The following is a 14,428-nucleotide window of genomic DNA, read 5'->3' on the forward strand; positions in this document are numbered from 1 at the left end:
CGGTCTCTAACGACCAGGATGCCGGACGACCTTCCGCCCGCACACATCATACCACAAGCCGCTATACACAGGATGCCGGCTCAAGGCCGGCATGATGGACGGGTGAAGCGCAGTTTTTCAATAAGCTGAACCCCGGCGGAAACCCGCCGGGGCTCTCTTTTCGCTCAAAGCAGCATACCGCCCGAGACTTCGATCCTCTGGCCGTTGACCCAGCGGTTGGCCGGCTGAAGCAGGGCCGCGATCATCGGACCGATGTCCTCCGGTTCGCCGGCCCGGCCAAGCGCCGTATTGCCGGCGACCATGGCATTCATCTCCGGATTGTCGCGCACCCTGCCACCGCCGAAGTCCGTTGCAATCGCGCCGGGTGCGACGGTATTGGCGGCAATGCCGCGTTCGCCAAGCTCGCGCGCCAGATAGCGGGTCAGCACTTCCACCGCACCCTTCATCGCCGCGTAGGCGGCGCTGCCGGCGAATGAAAAGCGCGTCAGCCCCGAAGAGACGTTCACGATCCGCCCGCCGTCCCTCATCAGCGGCAGAAGCGCCTGGGTCAGCAGGAACACGCCCTTGAAGTGAATGTTGTAGAGGGCATCGAGTTCGTCCTCGGTCGTGGCCGCGATCGGCTTGTGCAGTGCCGTTCCGGCATTGTTGACCAGATAGTCGAACCGGCCGGCGCCCAGTTCGGCGAGCGCGTCGCGGACCTCTTCGACAAAGCGGGCAAAACCCGCCGGCGCTGCGGTATCAAGCTGAAGCGCGACCGAACGGCTCCCGGCCGCCTCGGCGAGCGCCAGAACCTTGTCCGCCTCTTCGCGGTTTGATCGATAGGTGAAGATCGTCGAGACACCCTGCTCCGCAAGGCTCAGGACGGTGCTGCGGCCAAGCCCTCGGCTGCCGCCGGTGATGATCGCGACAGGGCGTTGTCCGTCTGCGGTATTTTCGAAAGTCATGATGTGCTCCTTGTTGTCGGAGCCCGGAAAATACGACCCGGAGACACGAATTCGAATGTCGGATCGACAGCGCTTCTTGCCTATTCCTGCTCAATCCCTATCTCGGGTGAGAACAAGGGAGTTTCTTCGATGCTTGATCAACTGGCGGCGCGGGCCGAGCGCCTGACACGGGACAGGACGCGCGACGGCCTTTACGAAACCGGGATCGAGGGGTTCTGGCTGCTGCGGATCGCAGAGGCGGACAAGGCCTCGCACACGATCCACAGACCTGCCCTCTGTTTCGTGCTGCAGGGCGCGAAATGGACGATGTTCGGCAACAGGCGGTATGACTATCGCGCCGGCCAGGCGCTTGTCGCCTCGGTGACAATGCCCGGCAGCAGCCGGGTGGTCGCGGCCAGCGACGAAGCGCCCTATATCGCCGCCGTCATCGAACTTGACCCTGATGCCATGCTTGCCATCCTTGAGGATATGGATGCCCCGCCTTTGCCCGCCGGCGGTCCGGCGAGCGCCGCCCATGTCGTCGATTGCGATCCAGCGCTGATCGCCAGCGTCTCTCGCGCGCTTGACCTTGCCGAAACGCCGGAAGAGGCCGCCATCCTCTATCCCGGCGTCATGCGGGAGTTGTGCTACCGTTTGCTCAGAAGCCCGCATGGCGCGGACATTGCCCGCATCCTGCTCGGGCCGGGCCATTCACGCGGCGTCATCGAGGCGATCCATGCATTGAGAAACCGGTATGCGGAACCGATCCGCGTCGACGAATTGGCGACTATCGCGCGGCTCAGCCCGTCAGCCTTTCACCGTCAGTTCAAGGCGATCACCGGCATGACGCCGCTGCAATACCAGAAGCAGACGCGGCTCGTCGAAGCACGCCGGATGATGCTTTCGCAGGGCGTCAACGCAGAGGCAGCCGCCTTTGCCGTCGGCTATGAGAGCGCGTCCCAGTTCAGCCGCGAATATGCCCGCGCTTTCGGCGCGCCGCCGCGCCGGGACATCGAGGCGCAACGAAAAACGGCGGCCTGATCGCTCGGGCCGCCGTCGCATGATTTCGTTCTGATCCGAAAAATCAGTCTTTCTTCTGCGGCAGGATGCGCAGGCCCAGCTCACGAAGCTGCGCCGGGCTTGCCTCGGCAGGCGCCGACATCAACAGGTCCTGCGCCTGCTGGTTCATCGGGAACAGCGTAACCTCGCGCAGGTTCTTCGCGCCGACGAGCAGCATCACGATACGGTCGATGCCGGCCGCCATGCCGCCATGGGGCGGAACGCCGTACTGGAAGGCGCGGTAGAGGCCGCCGAAGCGCTCCTCCACAACATCGGCGCCGAGGCCGGCATGACCGAAAGCGGCCACCATGGTTTCCGGCGAGTGGTTGCGGATGCCGCCGGAGGCGATCTCGAAGCCGTTGCAGACCATGTCGTACTGGAAGGCCTTCAGCGCCAGCAGGCCCTCATCGCCGTCCGCCGCCTTCAACGCTTCCATACCGCCCTGGGGCATGGAGAAGGGGTTGTGGGCAAAGTCGATCCGCTTTTCATCCTCGTTCCATTCGTAGAACGGGAAGTCGACGATCCAGCACAGCGCGTAGCGGTCCTTGTCGGTCAGGCCCAGCTCGTCGCCAACGCGCGTACGCGCTTCGCCGGCAAAGCGGACAAACTGGTCCGGACGGCCGGCGACGAAGAAGCAGGCATCGCCGTCTTCCAGGCCAAGCTGCGCGCGGATCGCATCGGTGCGTTCCGGGCCGATATTCTTCGCGAGCGGACCGGCGCCGGTGACGTCCTCGCCTTCCTTGCGCCAGAAGATGTAGCCGAGACCCGGCTGGCCCTGCGACTGTGCCCAGGAATTCATCCGGTCGCAGAAGGCGCGGGAGCCGCCGGTCTTGGCGGGAATGGCCCAGACCTCGACCTTCGGATCCTTGGCGATCATGCCGGCGAAGACCTTGAAGCCCGAACCGTCGAAATGCTCGGTCACGGCTTCCATCTCGATCGGGTTTCTGAGGTCCGGCTTGTCGGAACCGTATTTGCGCATGGCAACATCATAGGGGATGCGCGGGAACTCTTCGGTCACCGGCTTGCCGTTGGCAAACGCCTTGAAAACGTCGCGCAGCACCGGTTCCATCGTTTCGAGAATGTCATTCTGCTCGACGAAGCTCATTTCCAGGTCGAGCTGGTAGAACTCGCCCGGCAGGCGGTCGGCGCGCGGATCCTCGTCGCGGAAGCAGGGCGCGATCTGGAAATAGCGGTCAAAGCCGGAAGCCATCAGCAGCTGCTTGTACTGCTGCGGCGCCTGCGGCAGGGCGTAGAACTTGCCCTGATGGATACGGCTCGGCACGAGGAAGTCGCGCGCGCCCTCGGGCGAAGAGGCCGTCAGGATCGGAGTCGAATATTCGGTAAAGCCGGCCTCGCCCATCAGCTTGCGCATTTCGGCGATGATCTTGGTGCGCTTGACGATATTGGCATGCAGCGTTTCGCGGCGCAGATCCAGGAAGCGGTACTTCAGGCGCAGGTCTTCCGGATATTCCGGCTCGCCGAAGACCGGCAGCGGCAATTCCTTGGCCGCCGACAGGACCTCGATTTCCTCGGCGTAGAGTTCGATCTCGCCGGTCGCCATGTTCGGGTTCACCGTCTCTTCGGTGCGCGCGCGCACCTTGCCGTCGACGCGAATCACCCACTCGCCGCGCACCTTTTCCGCGTTGGAGAAAGCGGGCGAATCCGGGTCGGCGACCACCTGGGTCATGCCGTAGTGATCGCGCAGGTCGATGAAGAGCACGCCGCCATGGTCGCGTACGCGGTGCACCCAGCCGGAAAGGCGGGCGGTCTGGCCAACGTCGGACTTCTTGAGGGCGGCACAGGAATGGCTGCGGTAGCGGTGCATATTCTTATCCGTAAAAGGTTCTGGAAGGCAGGCAGGCGGTATTCCGCGCCGGACTTCGCGGGTGAATTCCGGCGGAAAAGCGCATGGCAGGCCCTCTTTGTCAAGGCAAAGCCCGTTTGGACGCTGCTAAACCACATCGGGGGCGCAACAGCAAGCTTTACCGCCGGCAAGAGGCCCGCAAGCGGCGTTTTCCCTCCGGCATTTTCTGTCGCGCCTTGACATCACCGCCCTAAAGGCCAAGGAAAGATGGCGAAACCAAACGACCGATATGTCCTGATGATCGAAACCACTGCTGCTCTTGAAGAGGCCTGCGCCAAGCTCGCCAAATCCGAATTCGTCACCGTCGATACCGAATTCATCCGCGAAAGCACGTTCTGGCCGGAGCTCTGCCTGATCCAGATGGCAAGTCCGGACCTGGAGGTGCTGGTTGATCCGCTGGCCAAAGGCATCGACCTGAAGCCGTTTTTCGACCTGATGGCGGACCCTTCCGTGGTCAAGGTGTTCCACGCCGCCCGGCAGGATCTCGAGATCGTCTATCACATGGGCGGGCTGCTGCCCGCGCCGCTGTTCGACACGCAGGTAGCGGCCATGGTCTGCGGCTTCGGCGATTCAATTTCCTACGACCAGCTCGTCTCGCGGCTGACGGGCGCCCATATCGACAAGTCCTCGCGCTTTACCGACTGGCGTGCGCGCCCGCTCGACGACAAGCAGCTGTCCTATGCGCTGGCCGACGTCACCCATCTGCGCGATGTCTACCTGAAGCTGAAGGAAGAACTCTCCCGCGAGGGCCGGACCGACTGGGTGGACGAGGAAATGGCGATCCTGGAATCGCCGGCGACCTATGACCTGCCGCCCGAACAGGCGTGGACGCGGCTGAAGCTCCGGATCAAGAAGCCGCTCGATTTCGCCGTGATGCAGGAAGTTGCCGCCTGGCGCGAACGCGAGGCGCGCGAGCGCAACGTGCCGCGACGACGCGTGCTTAAGGACGACGCCGTCTACGAGATCGCCCAGCAGCACCCGACGGAGCCGCAGGCGCTTGCCAGATTGCGGATGATCCCCAAGGGCTGGGAACGCTCGCAGCCCGCATCCGCCCTGATGGAGGCAGTCAAGTCGGCGCTTGCAATCCCGAAGGCGGACCTGCCGCGCATTCCGCGCCAGCCGCAAATGCCCGAAGGCGCGGCTGCCGCCGCCGAACTGCTGAAGGTGCTGCTCAAGATCGTAGCCGAGCAGAACCAGGTCGCCGCCCGCGTCATCGCTTCCTCCGACGATCTGGACAGGATTGCGGCGGAAGGCGAGGAAGCCGACGTGGAAGCGATGAAGGGCTGGCGGCGCAAGCTCTACGGCGAACCGGCGCTGCAACTGCTGCGAGGCGAGGTCGCCTTGCGCTTCGTCGAGAAAAAGGTGGAGATGATCGCGGTCTGAGCCCTGACTTGGGACGCGCTCGCTACTCGCCCTCGTCGAACAGCCGGAACTGGTCGATTTCCTTCGGCGGATTGAGACCGAGATGCTTCCAGGCGGTGGCCGTCATCACTCGCCCGCGCGGGGTGCGCTGAATAAAGCCCTGCTGGATCATGTAGGGCTCGATGATATCCTCGATCGCATCGCGCGGCTCCGAGAGCCCCGCCGCGATCGTCTCGATGCCGACCGGGCCGCCGCCGAAATGCTGGCAGATCATGTTGAGGTAGCGCCGGTCCAGCTGGTCGAGCCCCATATGGTCGACTTCCAGCCGCGTCAGCGCCTCATCGGCGATCGTGCGCGAGACTTCGGTCGCATCGGCCACCTCGGCGAAATCGCGCACGCGCCGCAACAGCCGGCCGGCGATACGCGGCGTTCCGCGGGCACGGCGGGCAATCTCGCGCGCGCCGTCATCGCTCATGCCGAGCCCCATCAGACGCGCGCCCCGACGGATGATGCTTTCAAGCTCCTCCACCGTGTAGAAATTGAGCCGGACCGGAATGCCGAAACGATCCCTGAGCGGCGTCGTCAGAAGCCCGAGCCGGGTGGTGGCGGCCACGAGCGTGAATTTCGACAGGTCGATCTTGACCGAACGCGCGGCGGGCCCCTCGCCGATGATCAGGTCGAGCTGAAAATCTTCCATCGCCGGATAGAGAATTTCCTCCACCGCCGGGTTCAGTCGGTGAATTTCGTCGATGAACAGAACATCGCGCTCTTCGAGATTGGTCAGAAGCGCCGCCAGATCCCCGGCCTTGGCAATCACCGGTCCCGAAGTGGCGCGGAAATTGACGCCGAGCTCCTTGGCCATGATCTGCGCCAGCGTGGTCTTACCTAGGCCCGGCGGGCCGACGAAGAGAACGTGATCCAGCGCCTCGCCGCGCCGTTTGGCCGCCTCGATGAAGATCTTCAGGTTCGCCCGCGCCTCTGCCTGGCCGGTGAAATCATCCAGCGACTGCGGCCGCATGGCCGCGTCAAGATCCTCCACGCGGGCGTCAGGCGATATCAGGCGTTCAGTCTCGCTCATTTCAAAAGTTCCATTCCCGGAATTGCGTCCGCGGCGGCCTTGTCCAGCGTTATCGTGGCCCGGCACCCCGCCTGTTCATTTCTCAGCGCGATGAGAATGTCGGCAAATTCAGCATTGGTCCGCCGCATCAGATCGAGTGCGGTTTCGACCAGGCGCTCATCCTCCAGCTCGATATCGCCGGCCTCGAGGAGATCGCCGATCGCCAAAGCCACATCCCCACGCGAAACAGCCAGCCGCTTTCGCAGGAACCAGGCAAATTCCATCAGCGTAATGCTGTTGATATAGCCCGGCCCTGTTTCAGGCAGGTCGCGGACGAGCGCGTTGACCACTGCCGACTGCGCCTCGTCATCCTGCAAGACCAGCCGCAGGAGAACATTGGTATCAAGCCCGATCATGAACGCTCGGCCACATGCTCGGCAACAGCCGCGCCGATGTCATCCTCCATCTCCTCCGAGATAATCGTCGGCCTTTCAGGGTCATGAAACCGGCCCTTGAGGTCGATCGCCCGCTTGTTCTTGGCCTTCATGACAATCTCGCCGTCGCGCACGATATACCGTATCCGATCGCCGGGTTTGAGATCGAGCATTGCCCTGATCTCGGCGGGAACGGTCGTCTGGCCCTTGGAGGTCATGGTGCCGTAGTAAACGCTCATCGCTACAAGCCCTTACACCTGTTGATCCGTAAGGAAGACACTAGCACGAAAGGATCAACTCGCCAATTCCTTCAGACCCAGACGGATAAGGGCGGCGCTGTCGGCCCCCTCGCCTGCCTTCTTCAGCGCGGCCGAGACCGCGCCGGCGGCCTGATCACGCGAATAGCCGAGATTGGAAAGCGCCGAAATCGCATCGGAGACGGCAGCGGGCGCGGCCCCTTCGCCCACCTCCTGGCGGAAGGCGACGCCGTCGCTGTCGCCCATGGAGAGCCCGGCAGGCACCTTGTTCTTCAGTTCATTGACGATGCGGGTCGCAACCTTCGGACCGACGCCCGGCGCGCGCGAGACCGCCGTCTTGTCGCCAAGCGCGATGGCGTTGGCCACCTCGCCTGCCGAAAGCGTCGACAGGATGGCGAGCGCAACGCGCGTTCCGACCCCCTGCACGCTCTGCAGAAGATTGAACCAGCCGCGCTCCTCGGCGCTGATGAAGCCGTAAAGCTTCAACTGGTCCTCACGCACGAAGGTCTCGATCACCAGCGTCACCGCCTCGCCGGGCGAACCGATACGTCCGAGCGTGCGCGCCGAACAGAAGGCGACATAACAGACGCCATGGACATCGACGAGCACATGGTCGTCGCCGATCTCGTCAATCACGCCCTTCAACTTGCCGATCATGCTGCCTTGTTCCTATCCGGCCAATGCCGCCTTCATCATCCGGTTCGCGCCGCGATTATGCGCGTGACAGATGGCGATCGCCAGCGCATCCGCCGCGTCGCTGCCCTTGAACTGAACCTTCGGCATCAGGACCTTCAGCATCATGTGGATCTGCTCCTTGTCGCCATGGCCGACGCCGATCACCGCCTTCTTCACCGCATTGGGCGCATATTCGGAAACATGCAGGCCGGCAAGCGAAGGCACCAGAAGCGCGATGCCGCGCGCCTGGCCAAGCTTCAGCGTCGCCACCGCATCCTTGTTGACGAAGGTCTGCTCCACCGCAGCCTCGTCCGGCCTCTGCTGATGAACCACTTCCGAAAGCCCGTCATGCAGCTGCCTGAGGCGCGAGGCGAGATCCATCTGCCCATCCGTCGTCACCGTGCCGGAGGCGATGAATTTCAGCGAATTGCCAAGCGTCTCGATCACGCCCCAGCCGGTGCGCCGGAGGCCCGGATCGATGCCGAGAATACGAATCGTCTTTTCCATGCGCTTCACCCTATCGATGTTGGTGCAAGCCTTCCAGAGAAAAGTGAACAAAACAAAAACATCCACAAAACCCACCTGCGGGCTGGACTTTAAAAGCGGATCTCCCCGCACTATCTGGCCCTTCACATCAGGGTTTGGAAATGCGTGCCGGCCGCCGGCCGGAAGGGAAGACGATTGACGACATTCTATCTCGCGGTGATGATCTTTTCCGCGCTTGTTCTGCTCGCCGCGCTTTCCAGCGCGCTGGCCTATCGCTTCGGCGCGCCGCTCCTACTGCTCTTCCTCGGCGTCGGCCTTCTCGGCGGAACCGACGGCTTCGGCATCGAATTCAACAATGACGCGCTGACCTTCTATGTCGGCTCCCTCGCCCTTGCCGTGATCCTGTTCGACTCGGGCTTCGGCACCGCGTTCAAGACCTTTCGCGCAACGGCGGCGCCGGCGATCCTGCTGGCAACCCTCGGGGTGCTTCTCACCGCCGGGCTGGTTGCGGTGGCGGCGACCTTTGTTCTCGGCTTCACCCTGCTCGAGGGGTTTCTGCTCGGCGCCATTGTCGCCTCCACGGATGCGGCCGCGGTGTTCTTCCTGATGCGGATCGGCGGCATTCACGTGGTCGACAAGGTCAGTTCCACGCTCGAGGTGGAATCCGGCATCAACGACCCGATGGCGATCTTCCTCACCATGACGCTCGTCTCCATGGTCTCGGTGCAGGGCTCCGGCGCGGAAGAGACGCTCACCATGGTGCTTCATTTCTTCCGCGAGATCGGTTTCGGCCTGATCTTCGGACTGGCCGGCGGCGTGCTGACCATCCTGATCGCCAATTCCTTCGGCCTCAACCGTGGCCTTGCGCCGATCCTGGTGCTGACCGTGGCGCTTCTGGTGTTTTCCGCAACGGGGGCTGCCGGCGGCAGCGGCTTCATGGCCGTCTATATCGCCGGTCTCGTCGCGGGCAACCAGCGGGTGCGCTATTCCGGCTCCATTCGCCGCTTCCAGGAGGGCATGACCTGGCTCGCCCAGATCATCATGTTCCTACTCCTGGGCCTGCTCGCCACGCCACGGAATTTTCCCGAAATTCTCGTTCCGGCGTTGGGGCTGGCGCTGTTTCTCGTCTTCATCGCCCGTCCGCTCGCGGTCTGGATCTGCCTTTCCTTCTTCGACTATCGCCCGCGCGAGACGAATTTCATCGCCTGGATCGGCCTGCGCGGCGCTGCCTCGATCCTGCTCGCCATACTGCCGGCGATCTACGGGCTGGAGAATTCCGGGCTCTATTTCAACATCGTCTTCATCATGGTTCTGGTCTCGCTCATCATGCAGGGCTGGCTGCTCGGCCCGGTCGCCCGGCTGTTGAAGCTGGTGCGGCCGAAGGCGAGCGGCGCGCTGGAGACCGTCGAGATCGACCTGCCCGGCAATGCCAAGCACGAACTTCTCGTCTATCGCCTCGCCGACGGCGCCCCGGTTCTGGAAGGCGCGCTCATTCCGCGCTGGGCGATCCCCTCGCTTGTCGTGCGCGACGGGCTTTCCATGCGCTATTTCTACGCCGGCGACCTGAAGGCCGGGGATTATCTCTACCTCTTCGTGGTGCCGGGCATGTCCTATCTGCTGGACCAGATATTCGCCGACCCGAAAAAGGTGGGCGAAAAGGGCGAGGAGCCGATGCTCGGCACGGAAGTGCTGATGCCCGACCGCCCGCTCCGCGAGCTTGCCGCGATCGATCCCGAGGTTGTCGTTCCGCCGGGCCAGGGGGAAACACCGCTTGCCGACTTCATGAAGGACAGGCTCGGCGGCAAGCCGGAGGTTGCCGACCGGCTGCATCTCGGCCCCCTGTCGCTGATCGTGCGCGAGACCGATGACGCCCATAATGTGGTTTCCGTCGGCGTCTGGCGGGAGCCGGAGGAGGATGCCCCGGAGCAGCTTCTGCCGCCCTTCTGGCAGCGGGCCTTGCGCCGTCTTCTGCGAAAGGGGCTATGATGAGAAGGACGCGCCTGCCGGCTCGGGTTTTCCGCGATGCTTTTCTGACCTCTGTCATTGCCGCCTGAAGCGTTTTTGACTAGGAATCGATGCGCCCAAGATGATTTCTGGCGGTGCATCATGCACCCGACGTCAAGGACCGGCATGTCGAGGCCTGGGAAAAGGCCTCCGCCGGCCCGCAAAATCCCGAAGCGCCGGCTTGCCGGCCCTTCCAACCGCAAAAAGGAAGACACATGCCTGCCTTCAAAACTCTCGATGACCTTTCAGACCTGACCGGCAAGCGCGTTCTGGTCCGCGTCGACCTGAACGTGCCTGTCAGTGAAGGCAGGGTCACCGACACGACGCGTATCGAACGCGTCGCTCCCACCATCCTGGAACTTTCCAACAAGGGCGCCAAGGTCATCCTGATGGCCCATTTCGGCCGTCCGAAGGGCCAGGTCGTTGCCGACATGTCGCTGAAGCTGATCGTCCCTGCCGTCGAGGAAGTGCTCGATCACGCCGTGAAATTCGCAGACGACTGCATCGGCCCGGATGCCGAAAAGGCCGTCGCGGCCATGCATGACGGCGATATCCTGCTTCTGGAAAACACCCGTTTCCACAAGGGCGAGGAAAAGAACGATCCCGAATTCGTCGCCGAACTGGCGAAGAACGGCGACATCTACGTCAACGACGCCTTCTCCGCCGCCCATCGCGCCCACGCCTCGACCGAGGGCCTCGGCCACCACATGCCCGCCTATGCCGGCCGCACCATGCAGGCCGAACTCGAGGCGCTGGAAAAGGGCCTCGGCGATCCCAAGCGCCCGGTTGTCGCCATTGTCGGCGGTGCCAAGGTTTCCACGAAGATCGATCTCCTGGAAAACCTGATCGAGAAGGTCGACGCGCTGGTCATCGGCGGCGGCATGGCCAACACCTTCATCGCCGCCAAGGGCATCGATGTCGGCAAGTCGCTGTGCGAGCATGATCTGGCCGATACGGCGCGCGCGATCATGGCGAAGGCCGAGAAGACCGAGTGCGCCATCGTTCTGCCGGTCGACGGCGTTGTTGCCCGCGAGTTCAAGGCGCATGCTGCAAACGAGACGGTGGCCATCGACGCCATTCCGGCTGATGCGATGATGCTCGATGTCGGTCCCGACTCGGTCAAGGTCGTCAACGAATGGATCGGCAAGGCAGAGACGCTGGTGTGGAACGGCCCGCTCGGCGCGTTCGAGATCGAGCCTTTCGATGCCGCCACGGTCTCGGCCGCGAAATTTGCCGCCGAACAGACCAAGGCCGGCAAGCTCACCTCGGTTGCCGGCGGCGGCGATACCGTCTCCGCGCTCAACCATGCCGGCGTCAAGGATGAATTCAGCTATGTCTCGACCGCCGGCGGCGCCTTCCTGGAATGGATGGAAGGCAAGGTCCTGCCGGGCGTCGACATTCTGAAGAAGTAAGCGTCACGCCAGACAAAGGCATGAAGAATGGGGCGGCCGGCGCGGTCGCCCTTTTTTATCATTCACGACGGGCGGATCATCAGCACGACCACCATCATCGCCAGGGCAAAGGGCGCGATCTTCCAGAAATCCATGCGCTTTTTCAGGCCCGGAAGACCGAGCGGCCTGATGATCTGAACCGCCATGGCGGCGATGAGAAGCAGCGATATCAGCTTTGCCATCAACGTCCCTGTCCGCCCGGTCGCGGGCGGTTTGTCGTGAGCCTTACCCCTCTTAGCGCGCCCGAAACGGCGCGTCACCCGTAACGACTTGATTTCTTCAGTGCATTCCCGCTACGCGGTGGTAATATTGCCGGAACAAGCGCAAGCCGTGCTGCGTTGCACCTAAGCTCCCTTTATGTCTTTCATTCACCCAGGCGACTTGATGAAACGTAATCTCTTCCCTGTTTTCGCGCTGCTTCTCGGCACGCTCTTCCTGTTTTTCGGCAATGGCCTGCACAGTCTTCTCCTGCCGCTGCGCGGCACGGCGGAGGGATACAGCGACACGGCGCTCGGCTTCATCGGTACGTCGTGGGCCTCCGGTTTCGTGCTCGGCTGTCTGTTTGCGCCGAAGCTGATCATGCGCATCGGCCATGTGCGCGCCTTTTCGGGTTTCATTGCGCTGATCTGCATGGTGGCGCTGATCACCGGCGTGTTCGTCAACCAGTATGGCTGGATCGCGCTCAGGGCCGCAACCGGCTTTGCCATGGCCGGCACGCAGATGATCATCGAAAGCTGGCTGAACGAGCGGGTCGACAACAAGAGCCGCGGCACGGTCTTCACCTTCTACACCGGCATCACGCTGTTCGGCGTCGTCGGCGGCCAGCTCGCCGTCGGCTTCGGCAATCCCAACACGCCGATCCTGTTCATGGTCGCCGGCATTGTCTACTGCATCGCCATGCTGCCGACCACGGTGTCGAACGCCGCCTCGCCGCGGCCGCTGCAGGCCGTGCGGATCGACCTGAAACTGCTCTACCGCAATTCGCCGGTCGCCTTTTTCGGCGTGCTGCTGACCGGCATCGCCAATGGCGCCTTCGGCACGCTGGTCGCTGTCTTTGCCGCGCGCGCCGGACTTCCCGACAATCAGGTCGCCTTTCTGGTGACCGGCGCCATTCTCGCCGGCGCGCTGGCCCAGGTCCCCGTCGGCCGCCTTTCAGACCGGATGGACCGGCGTCATGTGATCGCCGGACTTGCCGGCATTGCCGCAGCAGCCGCCATCGCCGTCCTCGTTCTCAAGCCCGGCAGCACGACGCTGATCGTCCTGATCGCCATCTACGGCGCGACGGCCAACGTGCTCTACCCGATCACCGCCTCCCACGCCAACGACTTCGCCCGCCCGGAAGACTATGTAAAGATTGCCAGCGGCCTGCTGTTTCTCTTCGGCGTCGGCACGATCATCGGCCCCACGGTCGGCGGTCCGGTGATGTCGACATTCGGCCCCTACGCCCTGTTCTTCGTGACTGCGAGCGCCCATGTGCTGATCCTCGTCTACGCCATCATCCGCTCGCGCATCCGCGCCGCCATTCCCGTCGACGAGCGTGAAGCCTTCACCGCGATGCCGGATGCCGCAACGCCGGTTTCAACGCCGGAAGGCGTTGCCATGAAGAACCCGAACCGCGATGCTCCCGCGCAGGAAGACCAGGAAAGGAGGGAAGACCATGCCGCTTGACGACGACAACGAGGAACGCAAACCGCCGAAGGGCCAGTATATGATCGGCGCCGACCTCGAAGAACATTCCGTCGAGGCGCTCAACGGTTTCGTTGCGGATCTGCGCCGCGAGATCGAACGCCTCGAGGCAGCAATCACCAAGAAGGGCAGCGGCCGCGAGACCGCCGAAAGCTTCTTCAAGAAGAAATGAAGCGCACCCGGTCGATGCCGTTAAACAGATATTAACCTTTCCAAGGTGTTATAGGGCATCCGCCATGCGGAGTCGGGATTTCTGTCTTTATTCCGATCATCACCCTTTGACTTATGAGCCGCCCATCGCGGCTCTTTTTTTGCGTTGCTCGCAATCGGCGGTGGGTATTAACCCTTCATTAAGAAACGGGTTGCGGAAATGCGCTACAGGTATAAGTGTTGTCGACGTTGTTGAAGACCTGCCGCACAGGCGTATCGCGGCGGTCGGCGTAGCCAGAGTGTGCAGATGACCAGTACCGGGGTAAATCCGATCAATTTCGCGGGACGGGCCGCCAACTCACCCCAGTTCGAGGCCCTTTATGCCGAAGGCATGACGCTGGTCGAAGAGACGGCCGCCTATCTGGACGGCCCCGGCCGGGCCGCCTCGAAACATCTGAACGCGAAGGCCGCCTCGCTCTATTCCGCTGAATCGATCCGGCTCACCACGCGCCTGATGCAGCTTGCTTCCTGGCTTCTCCTGCAGCGCTCGCTCAATTCCGGCGAGATGACGCGCGAACAGGTGGTCCAGGAGCGCCGCAAGCTGAGGCTCGGCGGCGGCGGCAATGAGGACGAGATCTCCGCCTGGAGCGAACTCCCGCCGGGCTTCCGCGACCTTGCCGACCACGCCACCCGGCTGGAGACCCGCATCCGCAAGCTGGACGAAAGCCTGATGCGCGAGAACGCAACGCCCGAACCCGCCAACAACCAGGTCATCGCCCAGATCGACCTGTTGCAGACGGCGTTTGCGCGGCGATAGAGAGCGACGCTTCATCCAATCAATTCGACATAGCGCTGACTGGAGTGCTTGTGGAAAAGCCGAGCGCTTGCGCCTCCGGCCCTACCGTGTAGCCGAAAATTCGCTTCCCCCTCCTCCGTCATGCCGGCCTTGAGCCGGCATCCTGTGTATAGCGGCTTGTGGTATGATGTGTGCGGGCGGAAGGTCGTCCGGCATCCTGGTCG

Annotated in this window: 15 protein-coding genes; 7 read left to right on the plus strand and 8 right to left on the minus strand. The window is 63.1% G+C overall.

Features of this window, described 5'->3' with window-relative positions; genetic code table 11:
• Positions 1–164: 164 nt before the first annotated feature.
• A complete protein-coding gene (locus GGR30_RS22915) occupies positions 165–944 on the minus strand; it encodes an SDR family NAD(P)-dependent oxidoreductase (RefSeq protein WP_183491555.1) in 780 nt (259 codons plus the stop codon).
• A gap of 129 nt (positions 945–1,073) precedes the next feature.
• Here GGR30_RS22915 and GGR30_RS22920 point away from each other — a divergent pair, with 129 nt between their 5' ends.
• On the plus strand, positions 1,074–1,964 hold the full coding sequence (locus tag GGR30_RS22920) for an AraC family transcriptional regulator (protein WP_183491557.1): 891 nt from the start codon (positions 1,074–1,076) through the stop codon (positions 1,962–1,964).
• A 43-nt stretch (positions 1,965–2,007) separates the two neighbouring features.
• On the opposite strand, the gene aspS is transcribed toward GGR30_RS22920, so the two are convergent.
• The gene (gene aspS, locus GGR30_RS22925; RefSeq protein WP_183491559.1) at positions 2,008–3,807 is read right to left on the minus strand and encodes an aspartate--tRNA ligase; all 1,800 of its coding nucleotides are present in this window, start codon (positions 3,805–3,807) and stop codon (positions 2,008–2,010) included.
• A gap of 276 nt (positions 3,808–4,083) precedes the next feature.
• Between aspS and rnd the strand changes: the two genes are divergently transcribed.
• Positions 4,084–5,229, plus strand: a complete 1,146-nt coding sequence (rnd, locus tag GGR30_RS22930) for a ribonuclease D (RefSeq protein WP_183491583.1) — start codon at positions 4,084–4,086, stop codon at positions 5,227–5,229.
• A gap of 22 nt (positions 5,230–5,251) precedes the next feature.
• Here the strand turns inward: rnd and ruvB are convergent, their stop codons facing one another.
• From ruvB to ruvC, 5 genes are read right to left on the minus strand one after another with little or no spacing between them, the layout of a single operon-like run.
• The gene (gene ruvB / locus GGR30_RS22935) at positions 5,252–6,286 is read right to left on the minus strand and encodes a Holliday junction branch migration DNA helicase RuvB (protein ID WP_183491560.1); all 1,035 of its coding nucleotides are present in this window, start codon (positions 6,284–6,286) and stop codon (positions 5,252–5,254) included.
• Positions 6,283–6,681 carry a type II toxin-antitoxin system VapC family toxin gene (locus GGR30_RS22940; RefSeq protein ID WP_183491563.1) on the minus strand — a complete coding sequence of 133 codons (399 nt, stop codon included), beginning with the start codon at positions 6,679–6,681 and terminating at the stop codon, positions 6,283–6,285. Before GGR30_RS22940 ends, ruvB begins: the two co-directional genes overlap by 4 nt.
• Positions 6,678–6,938: an AbrB/MazE/SpoVT family DNA-binding domain-containing protein gene (locus GGR30_RS22945; RefSeq protein WP_183491565.1), complete on the minus strand. Its 261-nt coding sequence runs from the start codon at positions 6,936–6,938 to the stop codon at positions 6,678–6,680. The genes GGR30_RS22940 and GGR30_RS22945 overlap by 4 nt, the downstream gene beginning before the upstream one ends.
• A 54-nt stretch (positions 6,939–6,992) precedes the next feature.
• Complete coding sequence (ruvA, locus tag GGR30_RS22950) at positions 6,993–7,613, minus strand: Holliday junction branch migration protein RuvA (RefSeq protein WP_183491567.1); 621 nt, start codon at positions 7,611–7,613, stop codon at positions 6,993–6,995.
• A 12-nt stretch (positions 7,614–7,625) separates the two neighbouring features.
• Positions 7,626–8,138 carry a crossover junction endodeoxyribonuclease RuvC gene (gene ruvC / locus GGR30_RS22955; protein WP_183491569.1) on the minus strand — a complete coding sequence of 171 codons (513 nt, stop codon included), beginning with the start codon at positions 8,136–8,138 and terminating at the stop codon, positions 7,626–7,628.
• Between the two features lie 174 nt (positions 8,139–8,312).
• On the opposite strand from ruvC, the gene GGR30_RS22960 reads away from it, so the two are divergent.
• The gene (locus tag GGR30_RS22960; protein ID WP_183491571.1) at positions 8,313–10,103 is read left to right on the plus strand and encodes a potassium/proton antiporter; all 1,791 of its coding nucleotides are present in this window, start codon (positions 8,313–8,315) and stop codon (positions 10,101–10,103) included.
• A gap of 233 nt (positions 10,104–10,336) precedes the next feature.
• Positions 10,337–11,533 (plus strand): phosphoglycerate kinase, encoded by a 1,197-nt coding sequence (locus GGR30_RS22965; protein WP_183491573.1) that lies wholly within the window; start codon positions 10,337–10,339, stop codon positions 11,531–11,533.
• Positions 11,534–11,595: 62 nt separating this feature from the next.
• Here the strand turns inward: GGR30_RS22965 and GGR30_RS22970 are convergent, their stop codons facing one another.
• Positions 11,596–11,754 (minus strand): hypothetical protein, encoded by a 159-nt coding sequence (locus tag GGR30_RS22970; protein WP_183491575.1) that lies wholly within the window; start codon positions 11,752–11,754, stop codon positions 11,596–11,598.
• Between the two features lie 202 nt (positions 11,755–11,956).
• Here GGR30_RS22970 and GGR30_RS22975 point away from each other — a divergent pair, with 202 nt between their 5' ends.
• The 3 genes from GGR30_RS22975 to rcdA all read left to right on the plus strand — a co-directional run bounded on the left by GGR30_RS22975 (position 11,957) and on the right by rcdA (position 14,225).
• Positions 11,957–13,240, plus strand: a complete 1,284-nt coding sequence (locus GGR30_RS22975; RefSeq protein WP_183491577.1) for an MFS transporter — start codon at positions 11,957–11,959, stop codon at positions 13,238–13,240.
• Entirely contained in the window at positions 13,230–13,430 is a 201-nt protein-coding gene (locus tag GGR30_RS22980; protein WP_183491579.1) for a DUF1192 domain-containing protein, read from the plus strand. Before GGR30_RS22975 ends, GGR30_RS22980 begins: the two co-directional genes overlap by 11 nt.
• A gap of 285 nt (positions 13,431–13,715) precedes the next feature.
• Positions 13,716–14,225, plus strand: coding sequence for a protease adaptor protein RcdA (gene rcdA, locus GGR30_RS22985; RefSeq protein WP_183491581.1), 510 nt, complete (start codon positions 13,716–13,718; stop codon positions 14,223–14,225).
• Positions 14,226–14,428 lie beyond the last annotated feature (203 nt).

Source organism: Martelella radicis (assembly GCF_014196625.1).
GTDB classification, from domain to species: Bacteria; Pseudomonadota; Alphaproteobacteria; order Rhizobiales; family Rhizobiaceae; genus Martelella; species Martelella radicis.